18 protein-coding genes and 3 tRNA genes are annotated in these 17,757 nt (G+C 66.4%); 15 read left to right on the forward strand and 6 right to left on the reverse strand.

Features of this window, described 5'->3' with window-relative positions; all coding sequences use genetic code 11:
• Nucleotides 1-3 precede the first annotated feature (3 nt).
• Nucleotides 4-417, forward strand: coding sequence for a VOC family protein (locus ACWDSJ_RS04670; RefSeq protein WP_387358773.1), 414 nt, complete (start codon nucleotides 4-6; stop codon nucleotides 415-417).
• A gap of 194 nt (nucleotides 418-611) precedes the next feature.
• Here ACWDSJ_RS04670 and ACWDSJ_RS04675 read toward each other — a convergent pair whose 3' ends face one another.
• Genes ACWDSJ_RS04675 through ACWDSJ_RS04685 form a run of 3 tightly spaced genes read right to left on the reverse strand, consistent with a single transcriptional unit; the run spans nucleotide 612 to nucleotide 2,618 of the window.
• Nucleotides 612-1,127 (reverse strand): NUDIX hydrolase, encoded by a 516-nt coding sequence (locus ACWDSJ_RS04675; protein ID WP_450029230.1) that lies wholly within the window; start codon nucleotides 1,125-1,127, stop codon nucleotides 612-614.
• Complete coding sequence (locus ACWDSJ_RS04680; RefSeq protein ID WP_450029231.1) at nucleotides 1,124-1,876, reverse strand: hypothetical protein; 753 nt, start codon at nucleotides 1,874-1,876, stop codon at nucleotides 1,124-1,126. The genes ACWDSJ_RS04675 and ACWDSJ_RS04680 overlap by 4 nt, the downstream gene beginning before the upstream one ends.
• On the reverse strand, nucleotides 1,869-2,618 hold the full coding sequence (locus tag ACWDSJ_RS04685; protein ID WP_450029232.1) for a hypothetical protein: 750 nt from the start codon (nucleotides 2,616-2,618) through the stop codon (nucleotides 1,869-1,871). Before ACWDSJ_RS04685 ends, ACWDSJ_RS04680 begins: the two co-directional genes overlap by 8 nt.
• A gap of 939 nt (nucleotides 2,619-3,557) precedes the next feature.
• Here ACWDSJ_RS04685 and ACWDSJ_RS04690 point away from each other — a divergent pair.
• Both ACWDSJ_RS04690 and ACWDSJ_RS04695 read left to right on the forward strand, forming a co-directional pair.
• Nucleotides 3,558-3,968, forward strand: a complete 411-nt coding sequence (locus ACWDSJ_RS04690) for a zinc ribbon domain-containing protein (RefSeq protein WP_450029233.1) — start codon at nucleotides 3,558-3,560, stop codon at nucleotides 3,966-3,968.
• Between the two features lie 95 nt (nucleotides 3,969-4,063).
• A complete protein-coding gene (locus ACWDSJ_RS04695; protein WP_450029234.1) occupies nucleotides 4,064-4,324 on the forward strand; it encodes a hypothetical protein in 261 nt (86 codons plus the stop codon).
• 379 nt (nucleotides 4,325-4,703) lie between these two features.
• Here ACWDSJ_RS04695 and ACWDSJ_RS04700 read toward each other — a convergent pair.
• A tRNA-Ser gene (locus tag ACWDSJ_RS04700) sits at nucleotides 4,704-4,791 on the reverse strand.
• A gap of 158 nt (nucleotides 4,792-4,949) precedes the next feature.
• On the opposite strand from ACWDSJ_RS04700, the gene ACWDSJ_RS04705 reads away from it, so the two are divergent.
• Complete coding sequence (locus tag ACWDSJ_RS04705; protein ID WP_450029235.1) at nucleotides 4,950-5,978, forward strand: HoxN/HupN/NixA family nickel/cobalt transporter; 1,029 nt, start codon at nucleotides 4,950-4,952, stop codon at nucleotides 5,976-5,978.
• A 94-nt stretch (nucleotides 5,979-6,072) separates the two neighbouring features.
• Nucleotides 6,073-7,125 (forward strand): alpha/beta hydrolase, encoded by a 1,053-nt coding sequence (locus ACWDSJ_RS04710; RefSeq protein WP_450029236.1) that lies wholly within the window; start codon nucleotides 6,073-6,075, stop codon nucleotides 7,123-7,125.
• 1 nt (nucleotide 7,126) lies between these two features.
• On the opposite strand, the gene hisC is transcribed toward ACWDSJ_RS04710, so the two are convergent.
• Nucleotides 7,127-8,200 carry a histidinol-phosphate transaminase gene (gene hisC, locus ACWDSJ_RS04715; RefSeq protein ID WP_450029237.1) on the reverse strand — a complete coding sequence of 358 codons (1,074 nt, stop codon included), beginning with the start codon at nucleotides 8,198-8,200 and terminating at the stop codon, nucleotides 7,127-7,129.
• A 125-nt stretch (nucleotides 8,201-8,325) separates the two neighbouring features.
• Between hisC and ACWDSJ_RS04720 the strand changes: the two genes are divergently transcribed.
• The 7 genes from ACWDSJ_RS04720 to ACWDSJ_RS04750 all read left to right on the forward strand — a co-directional run bounded on the left by ACWDSJ_RS04720 (nucleotide 8,326) and on the right by ACWDSJ_RS04750 (nucleotide 12,819).
• Entirely contained in the window at nucleotides 8,326-9,021 is a 696-nt protein-coding gene (locus ACWDSJ_RS04720) for a dienelactone hydrolase family protein (protein WP_450029238.1), read from the forward strand.
• Nucleotides 9,022-9,107: 86 nt separating this feature from the next.
• Nucleotides 9,108-9,197, forward strand: a tRNA-Ser gene (locus ACWDSJ_RS04725).
• A 20-nt stretch (nucleotides 9,198-9,217) separates the two neighbouring features.
• Nucleotides 9,218-9,290, forward strand: a tRNA-Arg gene (locus ACWDSJ_RS04730).
• A 167-nt stretch (nucleotides 9,291-9,457) separates the two neighbouring features.
• Nucleotides 9,458-10,597, forward strand: a complete 1,140-nt coding sequence (locus tag ACWDSJ_RS04735; protein ID WP_450029443.1) for a DNA cytosine methyltransferase — start codon at nucleotides 9,458-9,460, stop codon at nucleotides 10,595-10,597.
• Between the two features lie 30 nt (nucleotides 10,598-10,627).
• Entirely contained in the window at nucleotides 10,628-11,044 is a 417-nt protein-coding gene (locus ACWDSJ_RS04740; protein WP_450029239.1) for a very short patch repair endonuclease, read from the forward strand.
• Between the two features lie 73 nt (nucleotides 11,045-11,117).
• On the forward strand, nucleotides 11,118-11,942 hold the full coding sequence (locus ACWDSJ_RS04745) for a DUF998 domain-containing protein (protein ID WP_450029240.1): 825 nt from the start codon (nucleotides 11,118-11,120) through the stop codon (nucleotides 11,940-11,942).
• A 115-nt stretch (nucleotides 11,943-12,057) separates the two neighbouring features.
• Nucleotides 12,058-12,819 (forward strand): maleylpyruvate isomerase family mycothiol-dependent enzyme, encoded by a 762-nt coding sequence (locus ACWDSJ_RS04750; protein WP_450029241.1) that lies wholly within the window; start codon nucleotides 12,058-12,060, stop codon nucleotides 12,817-12,819.
• A gap of 9 nt (nucleotides 12,820-12,828) precedes the next feature.
• On the opposite strand, the gene ACWDSJ_RS04755 is transcribed toward ACWDSJ_RS04750, so the two are convergent.
• A complete protein-coding gene (locus tag ACWDSJ_RS04755; protein WP_450029242.1) occupies nucleotides 12,829-13,092 on the reverse strand; it encodes a putative quinol monooxygenase in 264 nt (87 codons plus the stop codon).
• A gap of 111 nt (nucleotides 13,093-13,203) precedes the next feature.
• Here ACWDSJ_RS04755 and ACWDSJ_RS04760 point away from each other — a divergent pair, with 111 nt between their 5' ends.
• The 3 genes from ACWDSJ_RS04760 (at nucleotide 13,204) to ACWDSJ_RS04770 (ending at nucleotide 17,749) form a co-directional block, all read left to right on the forward strand.
• Nucleotides 13,204-15,066, forward strand: a complete 1,863-nt coding sequence (locus tag ACWDSJ_RS04760; protein ID WP_387358799.1) for an ABC transporter ATP-binding protein — start codon at nucleotides 13,204-13,206, stop codon at nucleotides 15,064-15,066.
• Nucleotides 15,020-16,909 (forward strand): ABC transporter ATP-binding protein, encoded by a 1,890-nt coding sequence (locus tag ACWDSJ_RS04765; RefSeq protein ID WP_450029243.1) that lies wholly within the window; start codon nucleotides 15,020-15,022, stop codon nucleotides 16,907-16,909. The genes ACWDSJ_RS04760 and ACWDSJ_RS04765 overlap by 47 nt, the downstream gene beginning before the upstream one ends.
• Nucleotides 16,910-17,152: 243 nt before the next feature.
• Nucleotides 17,153-17,749, forward strand: a complete 597-nt coding sequence (locus tag ACWDSJ_RS04770) for a putative glycolipid-binding domain-containing protein (RefSeq protein WP_387359203.1) — start codon at nucleotides 17,153-17,155, stop codon at nucleotides 17,747-17,749.
• Nucleotides 17,750-17,757 lie beyond the last annotated feature (8 nt).

Here is a 17,757-nt window from a genome sequence, read left to right on the forward strand (position 1 = left end):
GTCATGCCGATCGCCGTCTCGTCCATCGCCCACCTCCGCCTGACCGTCACCGATATCGACCGCTCCCGCGCCTTCTACGAGCGGGTCTTCGGCTGGCCGGTCGCCGTGGAGGTCCCCGCCGACGCCGACGAGCGGACCCGCGAGTTCCTGTCCTTCCTGTACGGCGGCGTCATCTACCGCATGCCCCAGGGCCTGCTCGGCCTGCGCCCCGCCGCCACCGACCGTTTCGACGAGAACCGCGTCGGCCTCGACCACCTCGCCTTCGCCGTCGGCTCGGTCGACGAATTGCGTTCCGCCGCAGCACATCTGGACGCCTGCGGGGTGGTGCACGAGGACATCAAGGACATCGGCGTCAGCTACATCCTGGAGTTCCGCGATCCGGACAACATCGCCCTGGAACTGGTCGCCCCGAAGTAGGCGGTCAGTCGCTCGTATCCTCGCGCTCGTGCGCCGCGGGCTGGGTGCGGCGCAGGGTCGTCCAGGCCTCCAGATCCTCCGCCAGGATCGTGTTCAGGTGCAGCATGGTGAGAGGTCTTTTTGGATAATGTGCAAGAGTGGCACAAATCTCTGGCGACGTTCAACCACCTGATCGAGCCAGGTATTGGCAGTGATCACAAACGACTGTCGAGAAATCTTCTGAGGGCAATATAGGTCTTCCCGTCGGGTAGGATTTCTCGCCTCAGCATCGCGCTGATTTTGTCTATCGAGTACTTTTGAAGCCGCAGCCTTTTAGCGTCTGCGAGCAGCTGCTCACCCTCTTGGAAGTCCGTTGCAAGAAAACAGTGGATACGTTCATTGCTGCTTCCGACGGACGTAAAAAAGGATCCCAATTTGGCGAGCTGACGTGGTCGCAGGCCGATTTCCTCTTCAAGTTCTCGGACTACTGCTTCCTCCACCGTCTCGCCAGGGTCGACCTTTCCCCCCGGGCACTCAAGTAATACCTGATTCATCAGTGGCCTCCACTGCTCTACCAGTAATACAGTCTCATCGTCCAGCAAGGGGACCGCAATCGCTACTGGGGGCTGGTTTACATAAGTGATCTCCTCCGATGCACCCGTGAGGTCGCCTGGTAGTACATTGGAAACTATCGAAAAGTTCTTAGCTCGAAAGACTTCTGTCTCGTTCACAGTGGCACTTCCTTTGCTTCCTTCCAGCCGATTTGAAAGTACTTGAACCATCCATATGCAAGTTCGGTTTCGTCGGAGTGGATCTCGAACTGTAAGGACTCGGTCCCTCGCTTTCCTGGAAGAAAATGGCTTATTAACAAAGTATTGTTGTCGATCCCGATGGCGCGCCAGATAGGATAAAGATTTGTCAACCGAAGTTCGACGTCCAACCCGTGGAGGTCCTTAAAGCTCTTTAAACGGGCTACGGTTGTCCCATAGTCAGCTTTCCAGGTCTCATGGTCTTCACCTTCCTCGCGGGCTCGCGCGACGTATGCAGACGAGGCAGGATCTGTTAATAGTATTCGGAGTCTGAGATGGCGCGCGCTCCGCAGGTCTAACGCCCGTCGGAAATCATCACTCGTTACCGATCTTTTGGCGCTGATACCCATGAAAAATACCTCGTGCTGTGCTGCACTCATGGCTGCACCGAGTGTTGTGTACGTTCCAGGGCTGCGAACTTCATGCACCGCCATCTCGCGCGGATTAGTGGTTAGCTCCTCTCCATTCGCCTGTTGACGCCAGAACAAAGAAACTCGCGCAAGAATTGCAATTGACACAAGTTCGAACGCGGCAAGGACATAGAGCCAATTGGGTCTCTGCGCAGATATCTGGTCTGATATGGAGTTTGCGAAAACCCCTAGAGGAACTGCTAATAATAGACCGATTAATGTCGAATCTCGTATGAGCTTCAGGGTGGGAGAACTATTCATTTACTACCTTGATTATATTTTCGAGACGACCTACTTCGGAGAAACCCAGAATTGACAAAATATCAGTGACGAATAGTGATGCATCGTCACGCCGAAGTAACCTGAGTGACCATGAGTCTAAGGCAGGATGAAACCCTGCCCCGTCCTGCTCGGTTCCGTTGTAGATAGAGGTAGAAATATCCGCTAGGTTTACTTCTGCCGTATGTGAGGTGAACTCACGCTCTGTGTATGACGGCAGGTCTCTAAAAGGATTCGCTCTCTTGATCGACAATACGGGTAGCTTGAGAGCTGAACCGATCAAGAGTGACAAGGAATCGCTGGAGATTGCCCCCTTTATGCTGGAGCCGCTGAAAACAACATCGTTGCAACGGTATAGTGCGACCAGCTCGGAATGGCTTTTCGGCACCACCGGATCGCACTTCACCTCGCGAGGTGTTAGTAGCCGGGAAAATGAATCCGCAAGGATATAAGCGCTGATATCAATCAGCGAAGATCCCACTTCGTTCATAAGCGCATCGGAGCACCCCACGTTCCGTGCCCAATCCAAAAAAATATGACCCCCAAAACCTCCGGGAACTATGACTGCTCGATTTCCGCTTTTCGTCAAGTGATATACCAATTCGCAAATTGCATCAAATATTGCTATATTGGTGGAATTGGATCCTCGGGGTGTCGCGGCGTTTCCGCCGATCCTGATCACGATCCCGCCTCTGCTGCCGGCAACGGCGACCGGATCGATCATGATGGATCACCTCTCAATCGTTACTTGGTGAAACCAATCGCTCCTCCGTCGATGCGGGAGTCTGGGTTTCTGGGCGCGATAATATGCGATGCTTCCTCTGAAGCGAATTCAAAGTTTTGAAACTGCGGCGTGTCGCATGAAACACGCCGGTTGAATATTTGGCCGTTCGTCTCCACGGCGGCCAGATGCGGCCACCAGTGCCGTGAAGCTGGAGGCGGGGCTGCCCGACTCGCGCTTCTGATCCGGCTCATATTGATAATCTGTACCACAGCAAGAAAGAGGCCGATTCTTACTTCTCGCAAGTTTCGATAAGCGCCCTGCGAGAAAGCTGCAGGAGATTTTTCCATTTGCGTGGATCACGACGCCGATCCAAACTGCGTCTGAGTATGTTAGCGGACACATCGATCCCGAATCTGATGCCGCAGATCGTGAGTAGATACCTCCACGCGACCGATCAGTACAGTTGGGAGTGGTAGCTACGAACAGCCGTACTGCGCGGAGAAACCAGCGGAACGCAAGCTGTGGAAAATCATGCATTCCAACCAGCGGAAGGAACGGCATGGCTTTTAATCCCTGCCCGGAAACCAAATGTTTGCTCGGTACTTAGTAAGGCAGCCTATCGGCATTAGAATTGATTTATATCACAGCAAGGTCTACTGGTCGGTATCTACAACATGCGGCAGGCCAGAGCATCGAACAATAATTCGAGTGAGCAGTTTATCCACAGCTGGTTGATAAGTCCAGCCGCAGGGACGGAAAGTCCAGGTGGGCGCAGACTTACATGAGTGTCATTACTTAGGTATATCTTGGACGAGGCACGCAACCATGGATAGAATTCCCTGGTCGGGCTTCCGTTCCGTGGTCGACGTGAGTTCTGCTTGGGAGGCAGGTCTCCGAAATTACCAGAGGTCATAGCGCTGCGCGAATCACACGCGCGAGTTGCTGGAAATTCTACTCCGGACGTGCTTCGGGGGTGCCGGGGCCATCGGCATCCCCGAGCAAGCCGATCGGCACCACGACGTTGAACCGGTGCTGTCCAATCCGTATTTCGTCGGTATTGTGGTGTACAAGGGCGTCTACCACCAAGGCAAGCACCCGGCGCTCACCGACATGGAGACGTGGCTGCGAGTGCCGGACGTGCTCAAGGCGCACAACACGGCAGGCGAGAAGGATCGTAGGCACCCGCACTACCTGAAGGGCTCGATCTGGTGCAGGTACTGCGGGCGACACATGGTGTACTCCCGCAACCAGGGGAAGCTCGGCGGCTGGTATGAGTACTTCTTCTGCATGGGTAAGAAGGATCGGGGCAACCGGTGCCCGTGTCCCGACGTCAAAGCTGGCCGCGATTGAGCAAGGCGTAGTGGACTTCTATCAGCAGCTCCAACTATCTCCGGAACGGGCAGAACAGATCCGCATAGTGGTGCGTTAGGAACTGTCGGCCGCTCGTGATGCCGCCAAACTGGATATTGCCAACGCCGCTCGTAACAACAGCGACTCGCTACGAACGCAAGAAGTTGCTGGAAGCGCACTACGCCGGAGCCACTCCGCTCGACATGATGAAGATCGAGATGGACCGGCTCACCCGTGAACTCCACCAGGCCGAGCAATTGAAAGCGGCGGCCAAGCTGTCCCTGACGGACTTGGATCAGCAGCTGGAACGGGGCAGTGGGAGATCGCCACCCACTTCTCCCGGCTCTACGAGCTAGCCACGCCAGCGATCCGCCGGGTGATGAACCAGGGTTTTCCGGCGGCTGTATGTCGCTGAGGACGGCAGCATCGAGGATGCCGAACTGAACGAACGTTCGTGCATCTGCTTGCCAAGGCCGCGCGACAGTGATCAATCAAACAGCGCAAGGCGAGCGCGGCGGGTCTTCGGCGAGGATGTGGTTGGGAGTGCGCCACGCACTCCCAACCCCCTGGCCGACGGAACGACTAATACCTTCGGGCCTGGTGGTGATTGGGCGACGGTATTTGAGGAAGGTCAGGACGAAAGCAACGTGGTACTGCTCAGTTTCTGGAAACCAGCCAAGAAGGCCGAAACTCGGCCGAAACTGGCGTTCGGGCCGGTTTCGAATGATTCACTTTTGGCGGTGGGTGTGGGATTTGAACCCACGGTGGCGTGAACCACGACGGTTTTCAAGACCGTTCCCTTAGGCCGCTCGGGCAACCCACCTCACCCCGCCACACCGGCGAAGCGACCTAAAGCCTACTGGCGACAGGCACCCGGCGCGCAAGGGGCACGGTGGACGGGGCGGGACAGAACTCGCTCAACCTGTACGATTGACCGGCTGGACCTGCGGAAATGGGGTGCGTGTGCGCGGCGTTGTCGGGATGGTTGTTGTCGTGGTGGGGCTGCATGTGCTCGGGTGGGGGACGTTGCTGCTGCTCGTCGTGCCGGGGCATCATCTGGTGAACGGGGCCGTGTACGGGGTGGGGCTGGGGGTTACCGCCTATACCTTGGGGATGCGGCATGCGTTCGATGCGGACCATATCGTCGCGATCGACAATGTGACGCGAAAGCTGGTGGCGGAGAAGGGGACTCGAAGAGTCCACTCGGTGGGGTTCTGGTTCTCGCTGGGGCATTCGTCGGTCGTGTTCGCGCTCGTCGGGCTGCTGGCGCTGGGGGTGCGGGCGCTGGCGTCCAACCTCCAGGACGACAACTCCGCATTGCAGAAGTGGACCGGCACCTGGGGTACCAGCGTCTCGGGCACGTTCCTGATTCTCATCGGCCTGCTGAATCTGGCGTCCCTGCTGGGCATTTGGAGCGTCTTCCGCCGCATGCGCAAGGGCGAGGTGAACGAGACCGAGCTCCAGAACGCACTCGAACCCCGGGGGGTTCTCGCCCGCGTCCTCGCACCGGCCATGCGCACCGTCCGCCGTCCCTGGCACATGTTCCCCGTCGGCCTGCTGTTCGGCCTCGGCTTCGACACCGTCACCGAGGTCGGCCTCCTCGTGATCGCGGGCGGGGCGGCGGCCACCGGCCTCCCCTGGTACGCGATTCTCGTTCTGCCCGTGCTGTTTTCGGCGGGCATGTCGTTGTTCGACTCGCTGGACGGGTCGTTCATGAGCTACGCCTACGGCTGGGCGTTCACCCGGCCCATTCGCAAGATCTACTACAACCTGGTGATCACGGGGCTGTCGGTCGCGGTGGCGCTGCTGGTGGGGGGACAGGAGCTGATCTCGTTGCTGGTCGAGCGGACCGGCGCGGAAACGGGTGTGGTCGCCTGGATCGCCAATCTGGATCTGGGCGCGCTCGGGTTCATCATCGTCGGACTGTTCGGGCTCACCTGGGCCACGGCCGTGGCGGTGTGGCGCTTCGGTGACGTCGAACGGCGCTGGGGCGCGCCGCTGTCCGACTGACCCCTACCGAAACCGGGTGGCGCCGCTCACTTTCCCCGCGACTCGATCATGACCTGCGTCGACGCGTTCGCGGGCCTCTGGCAGGATGGGACATATGGTTCGTCGCCGGTTCCGGCGTCGGCTGTCGGGCGCCCTCGCCAGTGCCGCACTTCTGGGTGCTGCCGTTCATTCGGTACCGGCCGTCGCCGCCCCTGATTCGCCGCCCGTCAACTCCGGCTCCGCGGACAGCCCGGCGCCGCGCACCGACACCCCGCCCCCGGCCGTCGCGACCATCGACCACATCGAATCCCTCACCGATCGCGAACTGCGCGTCTTCGTGAAGTCCCCGGCGATGGAACGCACCGTCGAGGTGCGGGTGCTGCTACCCGCCGACCAGAGCCACCCCCGCCCGACCCTCTACATGCTCGACGGCCGCAGCGCCCCGGCCGACAGCAACAACTGGATCGAACGCGGCGGCGCGCTGAACTTCTTCGCCGACAAGCCGATCAACGTCGTCTTCGCCGTCGGCGGCCCGGCCGGGTACTACACCGACTGGCAGCGCCCGGATCCGGTGCTGGGCAACAACAAATGGGAGACCTTCCTCACCCGCGAACTGCCCCCGCTGATCGACCGCGCCTTCGACGGCGACGGCCGCGACGCCGTCGAGGGCGTCTCGATGGGCGCCGAGGCGGCCATGATGCTCGCCATGCGCAGCCCGGGCACCTATCGCGCGGTCGCGGCCCACAGTGGTTGCTACGCCATGGGTTCCGATATCGGCCAGGCCCAGGCCCGGGCGGTGGTCCGCACCTACGGCGGCGATCCCGACAACATGTTCGGCGACCAGGAGGACCCGGACTGGCTCGCGCACGACGTCATGATGCACGCCGACGGCCTGCGCGGCACCGCGATCTACCTGTCCTCGGGCAGCGGCCTCCCGGGCCCGTTCGACGGTCCGGGCAATCCGGATTCGCAGACCTCGGTCGTCTTCGGCGGGCCGCTCGAGGCCGCGGCCAACGCGTGCACGATGGCCCTGGCCGATCGGCTCGAGCGGATGCGGATCCCGGCGACCGTCGACTTCCGGCCCGTGGGCACGCACTCCTGGCCCTACTGGGCGGGCGACCTGCCCAAGGCGTGGCCCACCCTCGCCGCCGCGCTCGGCGTCGGCTGACTCAGCCCAGGAACCGGGCGAGGACGTCCGGATCGGTGGCGAAGGCGAGGAACAGATCGTTCTCGTGCGGATCGCCCGCGGTCACCCGCACCCCGTCGATGCCGTAGGGCCGCACCAGAACTCCCGCGCTCGCGCTCGCCTCACCGAAGTCGGCGCTGCGCTCGCCCAGCGGTAGCCAGAGGAAATTCGCCTCGCTCGGCGGCACGGTGTATCCGGCCGCGATCAGCGCCGTCCGCATCCGATCCCGCTCGGCGACCACGTGATCGGTGCGGTCGAGCAGTTCGTGCCGGGCCTCGAGCGAGGCGATCGCCGCGGCCTGCGCGAGCCGGTTCACGCTGAACGGGATGTGCACCTTCAACAGCGCCGTGATCACCTCGGGATCGCCCACGGCGTATCCCACGCGCAGCCCGGCCAGCCCGTACGCCTTCGAGAACGTCCGCAGCACAAGCACATTCGGCCGCGTCCGGCCGATCTCCACGCCGTCGGGGTGATCGTCCACGCGCAGGTACTCGTAGTACGCCTCGTCCAGCACCACCAGGATGTGATCGGGCACCGCGTCCAGGAACCGCTCCAGCTCCGCGCGCCCGTAGGCCGTGCCGGTGGGATTGTTCGGATTGCAGACGAAGATCAACTTGGTGCGCTCGGTGATCGCGGCCGCCATCGCGTCGAAGTCGTGCGCGTACCCCTCGGTGAGCGGCACCTGGATCGCGCGCGCGTTGCCGACCTGGGTGACGATCGGATACGCCTCGAACGACCGCCACGCGAACAACACCTCGTCCGTCGGTGCCGCGCAGGTGATCTGCACCAGCTCCTGGCACAACGCCACACTCCCGCAGCCGACCGCGACATTCGCGACCTCGACCCCGTGGAACGCCGCGACGGCCGCGCGAAGTTCGCTCGCCATGTTGTCCGGGTACCGATTGGCGGTCTCGGCGGCCTCGGCGATGGCCTTCACGACGGTCGGCAACGGGCCCAGGGTGGTCTCGTTGCTGGCCAGTTTCACCGCGCCGGGATTGCTCCGGCCGGGGGTGTATGCCGGAATCGAGTCGAGGTCCGGGCGGATACGAGCGGTCACAGCAACCACCCTAGAACGTGCCGGAGGAACCGGATCAGAGTGTGGTCGCCGCCGGAAATTTTCCGTGGACCACCCCTCACATGCGACTTCTCCCGAAATTTATGAAGGCGAACTACCCTGAACGCATGTCGGGCCTCTACCGAGATCACGCGCCGGTGCGTTCCGCCGCGGCACCGGCTTCGGTCCCCATCACCGTGCACGAACCGGACGGTCCCGCGCGCGGCGGCATCGTCGTCCTGCACGAATCCCGGGAGTTCGCCGACGCATTGCTGGCCTTCATGCGGGCGCTCGCGGGGGAGGGCTGGATCGTGGTGGCGCCCAATCTGTTCCACCGCGACGGCCAGACCGCCGAGAAGGTGTTCGGCGACGAGCTGTTCGACGATTTCGACGCCTGTTTCGACTGGCTGATCCGCCGCGGCGTGATCGCCGACTGCGTGGGCGTGCTCGGTTTCGACTCCGCCGGAACGGCGGCCCTGCTGGTGGCGACCGACCGCCGGATCGGCGCCGCGGTGAGCGTGGCCGCGCCCGGCATCGCCGAACCGCTGACCGACCCGGCCACCGCGCTCGTGCGCGCCGCGCCGCGCCTGCAAGCGCCCTGGCTCGGGCTCTACGGCGAGTCGGACGCCGCCACGCCGCCGGAGGAGGTCGAGAGCCTGCGGGACGCCGCGGGCAGCGCGGCGGTCGCCACCCTCGTGGTCACCTATCCGGGTCTGCACCACCGCGCCGACGAACCGAATCTCGAGGCGCACGCCGACGACGACGGCACCGCGATCGACGCGCGCACGCGCATCTTCGACTGGTTCGACAGCCACCTGCGATGACCAGCCGTTTTGCTTGTTGAGCGGTCGATCTGTACTCTTGCGTCTCGGCGGTTCGAAAGGACCGGGCCCTCGACGAGAAGGCTCCAGGAGGCGTGCCAGAGCGGCCGAATGGGACTCACTGCTAATGAGTTGTCCCTTCACGGGGACCGGAGGTTCAAATCCTCTCGCCTCCGCCACACAACTGAACATTGATCTTGCGCCCGTAGCTCAACGGATAGAGCATCTGACTACGGATCAGAAGGTTGGGAGTTCGAGTCTCTCCGGGCGCGCCTCACCACTGTCCCCCCTCGGTCGAATCCGATGGGGGACAGTCGTTTTCGCGGAAAGTCCCGGTGTCGATCGCCACCGGCGGCCACCGGCTCGAGTAACGTGCTTGCGCGGGCGTCGCGGGCGCCCTTCGGACTCGGGCGAAAGGACAGGCGTGACGGGCGCGCGGATGGTCGGGCTGTTCGCCGGGATCGGCGGTCTCGAGCTCGGGCTGTCCGCGCACGGCTGGTCGACCGAATTGCTGTGCGAGATCGACCTCGGCGCGCGGGTCGTGCTCGGGGCGCGCTTCCCCGAGGTCGAATTGCACAGCGACGTCACCCGATTACGGGCGCTGCCGTCGGGCACCGAACTCGTCGCGGCCGGATTCCCCTGCCAGGATCTGTCCCAGGCCGGGCGGACCGCCGGAATCACCGGCGCCCGTTCCGGTTTGGTGGACGAGGTGTTCCGGCTGGTGCGCCGCCGCCGGGGTCCGCGCTGGCTGCTGATCGAGAACGTGCCGTTCATGCTGCAACTGGGTCGCGGGCAGGCCATGCGGCACATCACCACCGCGCTCGAGGAACTCGGGTACACCTGGGCCTACCGGGTCGTCGACGCGCGCGCGTTCGGCCTGCCGCAGCGGCGGCAGCGGGTGCTGATGCTGGCCTCGCGCACCGAGGATCCGCGCCCGGTGCTGTTCGGTCCCGACTCCGGGCCGCGCGCGGTCGGCGATCCCGGCGTCGACCCGTGCGGGTTCTACTGGACCGAGGGCGTGCGCGGGCTGGGCTGGGCGGTCAACGCGGTGCCCACGCTCAAGGGCGGATCCGGGCTGGGCATCGCGAGCCCGCCCGCGGTGCGCCTGCCCTCCGGCGAGATCGTCACCCCGGGCATCACCGATGCCGAACGGCTGCAAGGCTTTTCCCGGGACTGGACCGAACCGGCGGTGCGCGCGGCGGGCGTGCGGCCCGGGCACCGCTGGAAACTGGTGGGCAACGCGGTGAGCGTGCGGATGGCGTCCTGGGTGGGCGGCCGGTTGGCCGCGCCCGCCGACGATCCGCTGCCCGACGAGCTGCCCCTGTCCGGGCCCTGGCCCACCGCCGCCTGGGGCCGCGGCGGGCAGGCGTATCGCGTACCCGTCTCGACCTGGCCGGTGCACGAGCCGTACGAGGATCTGCGCTGGTTCCTCGACGACGCCCGCCTGCTGTCGGCGCGGGCCACCGCCGGATTCCTGCGCCGGGCGGCCCGGGGCAGCCTGCGCTTCCCGCCCGGGTTCCTCACCGACGTGGAGAATCATCTGCTGCGGATGGGAGGCTTTCCGCAGGAGGCCGCCTGAGCCTCGCCCGATCTCGACCCCAGGACGTGTATGAGCCCCGGACGACCGGCCACCGACGCGGCGACCAGCGCTCGGATGTCGCGGCAACGCCGGGTGGGCACCGCCCCGGAAACCGCGCTGCGCAAGGAGTTACACCGCCGCGGCCTGCGCTTCTTCGTCGACCGGGCGCCGCTGCCCGGCCTGCGCCGCCGCGCCGACCTGGTCTTCCCGCGCCGCAAGGTGGCCGTCTACGTGGACGGTTGCTTCTGGCACAGCTGCCCGCGGCACGCGACCCGGCCGAAGAACAACGCCGAGTGGTGGGCCGAGAAGCTGGCCGGGAACGTGGCCCGCGACCGCGACACCGACGCGCGGCTCACGGCCGCGGGCTGGGTGGTCGTCCGGGTGTGGGAGCACGAGAACGCGTCCGACGCGGCCGATCGGGTACAGGCGGTGATGTCGGGCCGATAGGCCATGATGGAAAGGGAGGAAACGGGCCGACCAGTCTCGGGTCGGTCGCCGCGACGCCTCAGGGACGAGGGCAATGACGTCGAGCGAGTACCACGGCGCGAGTGTGGCGGTCCTGCAGCGTCCGCTGCCGGATCGCGACCGCCCGCGGGTCCTGCGCTGGTGCATCGCGGCCGCGATCGCCCTGGCCGGCATCTGCTACTCGTCCTGGGTGCTGGAGTTCGTGTTGCCGCTGGGGTTGGATCCGGTCACGTCGTTCCTGAGCGAACTCGACGCCGAGGGCCGCCCGTATCGCTGGGTGTTCTCCGTCGCCGACACGGTCAGCGGGACGCTGGCGCTGCTCGCCGCGATCGGGGGGCTGTTCGCGTTCTCCCGGCGTCCGCTGTCCACCGTGGGCTGGGTGGCGCTGGGCTGCTTCGGGGCCGCGACGATCGCCGACGCGCAGTGGCCGCTGCGGCCGTGCTCGAACTGCGGCGGGGACAGCGGGCTGTTCCCGCAGCTGCATCAGGTCCACGCCCTGACCAGTACGTTGGCCGTGACGTCGATCTTCGTCGCGATGATCGGATTCAGCGTGGCGGCGTTCCGCTACCGGCGCTGGCCGATCCTGCGGCATTCGGGTTTGTGGATTCTCCTGCTGGGTTCGGCGGTCACCGCGTGGCTGCTCATCGCCGACAACCTGCCCGGCAACTACGCGCTCGGCGTCGCCCAGCGCATCCAGGTCGGCGCGATGTCGCTGTGGCTGATCGCGCTGGCCGTGCAGATCTGGGTCGCCGACCGCGCGCTCAACGACGCCGAATCCGCACCGCCACCAACGACTTCGGCGCGGCGGACGCGAGCGCCTCGGAGGCGGCCATGGCGGCGAACACCGCCAGCACCAGGGACAGGACGACAACTTCGATAACCGTGCTCATATCCCCACGATGGGCGCCGCGGCTGGCAGGGGTCCGTGGTGAAGATCGGAAAAACCTGAGAGTCCGTGGCGACCGCCGCCGTGCCCGTGGGTAATCTCGACATCCGTGACCAGCGACACGCCGGACGACCTGCTCGATACCGTCGCGGCGGCGACGCAACGCCTGACCGACGCGGTGGCCGCGCTCACCGACGCCGACGTGCCCGAACCCTCCCTGCTGCCCGGCTGGACCCGCGGCCATGTGCTCGCCCATCTGTCCCGCAACGCCGACGGCCTGCTGAACCTGCTGCTGTGGGCCCGCACCGGCATCGAAACCCCGCAGTACGCGAGCCAATTCCTGCGCGACTCCGATATCGAGGCGGGCGCACCCCGCCCGCTCGCCGAACAGCTCGACGACCTGCGCGTCACCGCCGACCGCTGGCTCGCCCTGGCCCGCGCCATGCCCGCCGACCGCTGGTCGGCACTCGTGCGCGCCCGCACCGGCAAACAGTTGCCCGCCGCGACGATCCCGTGGCTTCGCCTGCGCGAGATCGAGATTCACCACGTCGACCTCGCCATCGGTTACGGCCCGGCGGACTGGCCCGCCCCCTTCGTCGCCCGCATGCTCACCGAGGTCACCGCGGGCCTCGATCGCGCGACCGAGAACACCCGCCCCGCCGACGCCAAACCTATGACCTCGGATCCGGCCCATCCCGCCCCGGCGAGTTTCACGGTCCGGACCACCGACACCGGTTTCACCGCGACCGTCGGCACGGCCCCGGCGACCGAGATCAGCGGTCCGGCCGCGAGCGTGCTGGCCTGGCTGATCGGCCGCTCCCACGGGGGCGACCTGACCGGCGACCTGCCGCGGCTGCCCGCCTGGCTCTGACTCCGAACCTCAGTCCGGGCAGTCGAATTCGCGCACGTCCGCCGAGACGATCCGGGCGATGAAGAACTCACCCGGTCCCTCCCGGAAGGCGTCCAGCGCGGCGCGGCCGGTCCAGCGCTCGTAGACGTTCACCCGATCCGCCTCGAGCAGATCCGCGCCGAGCGCGTAATCCAGGCAGCCGTCCGCGGCCCGCGCGGCGGCCACCACCTCGTGGCACATCTCGAGATACCGCTCCCGGTCGAGGACGCGAAGATGCCCGGCGACGATCAGCATCCGGGCAGTGTACTGCCGCGAGGATCACCGGCGAGCCGGAAAATCGGTTGGCGGAAACCGGGACAGCTGGCAGCCTGGACTCATTCCGCGAACAACCGAGGGGGAACACTCATGTCTGTCGCCCTGGCGGGCGCCGCATCCGATTCGGAGGCCGACTGTACCCGGCCCGGCGCGCCGATCGATCCCGCGCCGACGGGTCCGCTGCGGCGGATGTGGCCCGATATCCGTTGGTACCGTTGGCCTTTGGCCATCAGCGCGGTGCTGTCCACGCTCGGGATGCTCGGTGACATCCTGTTGCCCGTGATCACCGGGCACATCGTCGACGGACCGGTGGCCCACCGCGATTTCGACGGCATCTGGGCGCCGATCGGCTGGTTGATCGCGCTGAGCGTCCTCACCACCTGGACGGCGTGGACCCGGCGCTGGATCATCGCCCGCCCGGCCGCGCTGCTCGAGGTCTCGTTGCGCGCGTCGCTGTTCCGGCGGTTGCAGATCCTGTCCGTGGGCGCGCACGACGGGATGGAGTCCGGACAGCTCACCTCGCGCGCCATCACCGACATGTCCACGCTGCGAAGGTATTTCGCGTTCGTGGCCCCGTCGCTGCTGTCGTTGATCATGGGGCTCGGCATCGGGCTCGGGGTGCTGTTCGCCTACAGCTGGCAGATCGGTCTGGTGCAGGCCGCCATCGGCGTGCCGCTGGTGCTGCTGTCGCTGCGGTTCGAGCAGGAGTACGGCCGCGCCTCGCGGCGGGCCCAGGACCAGTCGGGCGATCTCGCGACGACCGTGGAGGAGTCGGCGCAGGGCATCCGGGTGCTCAAGGCGTTCGGCCGGGGTCTGTGGTTCGGGCGGCGGTTCCGGCGCGAGGCGCTGGAGTTGCGCCGCCTCGAGATGGACAAGGTCCGGCTCGCCGCGCGGCTGTGGACCGCGCTGAACGTGCTGTCCGGCCTGGGCATCGCGGCCGCGCTGGCGATCGGCGGCTATCTGCTGGTGCATCAGGCGATGACGCTGGGCACGCTCGTCGCGGGCATCACGCTGGCCACCTTCCTGCAATGGCCGATCATGGGCCTGGGCTTCCTGCTGGCCGAACTGAACCACGCCCGCACCGCCGCCGAACGCTACTGGGAGATCCTCGACACCCCGGTCACCATCACCGATCCGGAGACCCCGGTGCCGTTGCCCCGGCCGCTGCGCGGCGAATTGCGGTTCGACAACGTGCGTTTCCGCTTCCCCGACGCCGAACGCGATCTGCTGCACGACGTTTCGCTGCGGATCCGGCCCGGCGAGACGGTCGCGATCGTCGGCGCCACCGGCAGCGGTAAATCCGCGCTGCTCGGCCTGGTGCCGCGCCTGTTCGACGTGAGCGCGGGCACGGTCACCGTCGACGGCGTGGACGTGCGCGACGTGTCGCTCGCCGAACTGCGCACGGCGGTGTCGGTGGCCTTCGAGGATCCGGTGCTGTTCTCGGCCAGCGTGCGCGAGAACATCACCCTCGGCTACCCCGACGCCACGGTCGAGCAGATCCGCGCGGCCCTCGACGTCGCCTGCGCCACCGAATTCGTCGACGAACTGCCGTGGGGCCTGCGCACCCGCATCGGCGAACAGGGCCTGAGCCTGTCCGGCGGCCAGCGGCAACGCCTGGCCCTGGCCCGCGCGGTGCTGAACCGGCAGCGGCACGCGGGCGGGCACCTCGTCGTCCTCGACGATCCGCTCTCCGCGCTCGACGTCAGCACCGAGGAGGTGGTCCAGGCCCGCCTGCACGCCGCGCTCGCGGGGGCGACGGTGCTGCTGGTGGCCCACCGCCCCTCGACCGCCGCCTGGGCCGACCGGGTGGCCGTGCTCGACGAGGGCCGCATCATCGCCGACGGCCCGCACGAACGACTGCTCGAAACCTGTTCCCGCTACCGCGAACTGATGGGAGGTGACCTCGATGACGCAAGCGCAACAAGCGAATTCGCCGCGGACGGACGACGCTGACGACGACGAGTGGCGCGGCGTCGCGGCCGAGGAGTCCGAGGCCACCGACGCGGTGAACCTCGCCCTCGCGGCCCGCTCCCGACGGCTGCTGTGGTCGCTGGTGCGGCCGTATCGGGTGGCGGCGCTGTGGTCGCTGGTGCTGATCGTGATCGACAACGCCGCCATGGTCTCCGCACCGCTGTTCGTCGCGCACGGCGTGGACACCGGTGTGCGTCGAGCGCTCGCGGGCGACTGGCTGCCGCTGACCGTCGCGGTCGCGGGCGCCACCGGCTGCACGCTGCTGGGCGGGGTGACCACCTTCCTGTTCCTGCGCATATCGGGCCGACTCAGCCAGCAGGTGCTGTTCGATCTGCGGCTGCGGGTGTTCACGCATGTGCAACGGCTGTCGATCGCCTTCCACGAGAACTACACCTCCGGCAAGATCGTCGCGCGGCTGACCAGCGATCTGGAATCGCTCGAGGATCTGCTCGAACGCGCCCTCAACGACGCGCTCAGCGCCGTGCTGTCGGTGGGCACCATCGCGGTCATCCTGCTGTGGCTCGACATCCCGCTGGCGCTGGTGGTGCTCGCGGGCTTCGTGCCGCTGGTGTACGTGACGCGCTGGGCGCAGCGGCGGCAGCGCGCCGGATACCGCCGCACCCGCGGTGCGATCGCCAAGGTGGTCGTGCACTTCGTGGAGACGATGGGCGGCATCCGCGCGGTGCAGACGTTCCGGCGCGAGGAGCGCAACGAGATCATCCTCGCCGACGAGGACGCCGAGTACCGGGCGGCGAACACGTCCGCGTTGCGCGGGATGGCCAACTACATCGGCCTGGTGCGGTTGATCAACAACGTGTCCACCGTGGTCATCCTGATCGTGGGCTCGTGGCGAGTCATCCACGGCCACACCGAGATCGGCGTGCTGGCGGCGTTCCTGCTGTACCTGCGGCAGTTCTACGGACCGCTGGACGAACTCGCGCAGGTGTTCAACTCCTACCAGTCCGCCGCGGCGGCGCTCGAGCGCGTCTCCGGTGTGCTCGAGGAGCGGCCGACCGTCGCCGAACCGGAGCGGCCCCGGCCGCTGGATCGCGCGCGCGGCGAATTGCGCCTGGAGACGGTGCGTTTCGAGTACCCGGCGCGAAAGACCCAGGGCGACAACGACGCCGAGACGGCCGCGAAGACCGTCCTGCCGACGTTCTCGCTCACCATCCCGGCGGGCCAGGTGGTCGCGCTGGTCGGGGCGACCGGCGCGGGCAAGTCCACGCTGGCCAAGCTGATCGCGCGGTTCTACGACCCCACCGGCGGCACGGTCCGGCTCGACGGCATGGATCTGCGCGACATCGCCGACGCCGACCTGCGCCGCAATGTGGCGATGGTGACCCAGGAGGCGTATCTGTTCTCCGGTTCGGTGGCCGACAACATCCGGCTGGGCAGGCCCGAGGCGACCGACGAACAGGTGTGGGCGGCCGCCCGCGCGGTCGGCCTGTACGACTTCGTCGACTCGCTGCCCGAGGGTTTCGACACCGATGTGCGCAAGCGCGGCGGCCGGCTGTCGGCCGGGCAACGCCAGCTGGTCGCGTTCGCCCGCGTCTTCCTCGCCGATCCGGCGGTGATCGTGCTGGACGAGGCGACCTCGAGCCTGGACATCCCCGGCGAACGGCAGGTGCAGCGCGCACTGGAGACGGTCCTGCGCGACCGCACCGCGGTCATCATCGCGCACCGCCTCTCGACGGTCGCCATCGCCGACCGCGTGCTCGTCCTCGAGGGCGGCCGCATCGTGGAGGACGGCACCCCCGCGGAACTCATCGCCGCCACGGGCCGATTCGCCACCCTGCACACCGCTTGGCGCGAATCGCTCGTCTGATGGCCCATCGCCGTGGGCCGTTGGCGTCGGATTCGGCCTCGGCGGGGCGCGGTTCGGTGCACGGCCATGCGTCGTTCCTGTGTCGGATTCGGCCTCGGCACGGCGCCGTTCGGTCCACGGCCATGCGTCGTTCGTGTGACGGATTCGCCCCCCAGCAAGGCGTTGCTCGGTCCACCGCCGCGAGTCGCTTACCGTAGAGGGGTGAGCAATCCAGCCCAGGGCAATACGACGGCCCCCCAGGAGATCGATCCGGGCGCGGACTCGGCGGCGGACGGGTCGCGCTGGCCGGCGATTCTCACCTGGCGGGCGCACAACGGCTCGCGGATGGAGTCGGTGCGAGTCATCCTGAGCGGCAACCGGATTCGCGCCTCCGGCCGGATCATCGCCGGGGAGTGCGCCGACCATCCCGCCTTCAGCGCGTCCTACGATCTCAGCACCGACGAGAACGGCACGACCAAACGGTTGTCGGTGCGCAGCACGGTCGCCGCGGGGGAGCGGCACGCCTCGATCGCCCGCGATCAGGAGAACTACTGGCTCATCGACGCCGGCGGCACCCACGTGCGGTCCACCTTCGGCGGCGCGCTCGACGTCGACGTCGTGCTGAGCCCGTTCTTCAACACACTGCCGATCCGCCGGTACGGGCTGGCGCACGACACCGAGGACGTGCACGTCCCGGTCGTCTACGTCCGCCTGCCCGACCTCCTGGTCCAGGAGGCCACCCTGACGTACTCGAGCGGGGCCAACGGCATTCACGTCCTGTCCCCGGTGTCGTCGGCGACGGTGACCGTGGATCCCGACGGATTCCTGCTGGACTATCCGGGCCTCGCCGAACGGATCTGAGACGCGCG

Source organism: Nocardia sp. NPDC003482 (genome assembly GCF_053588115.1).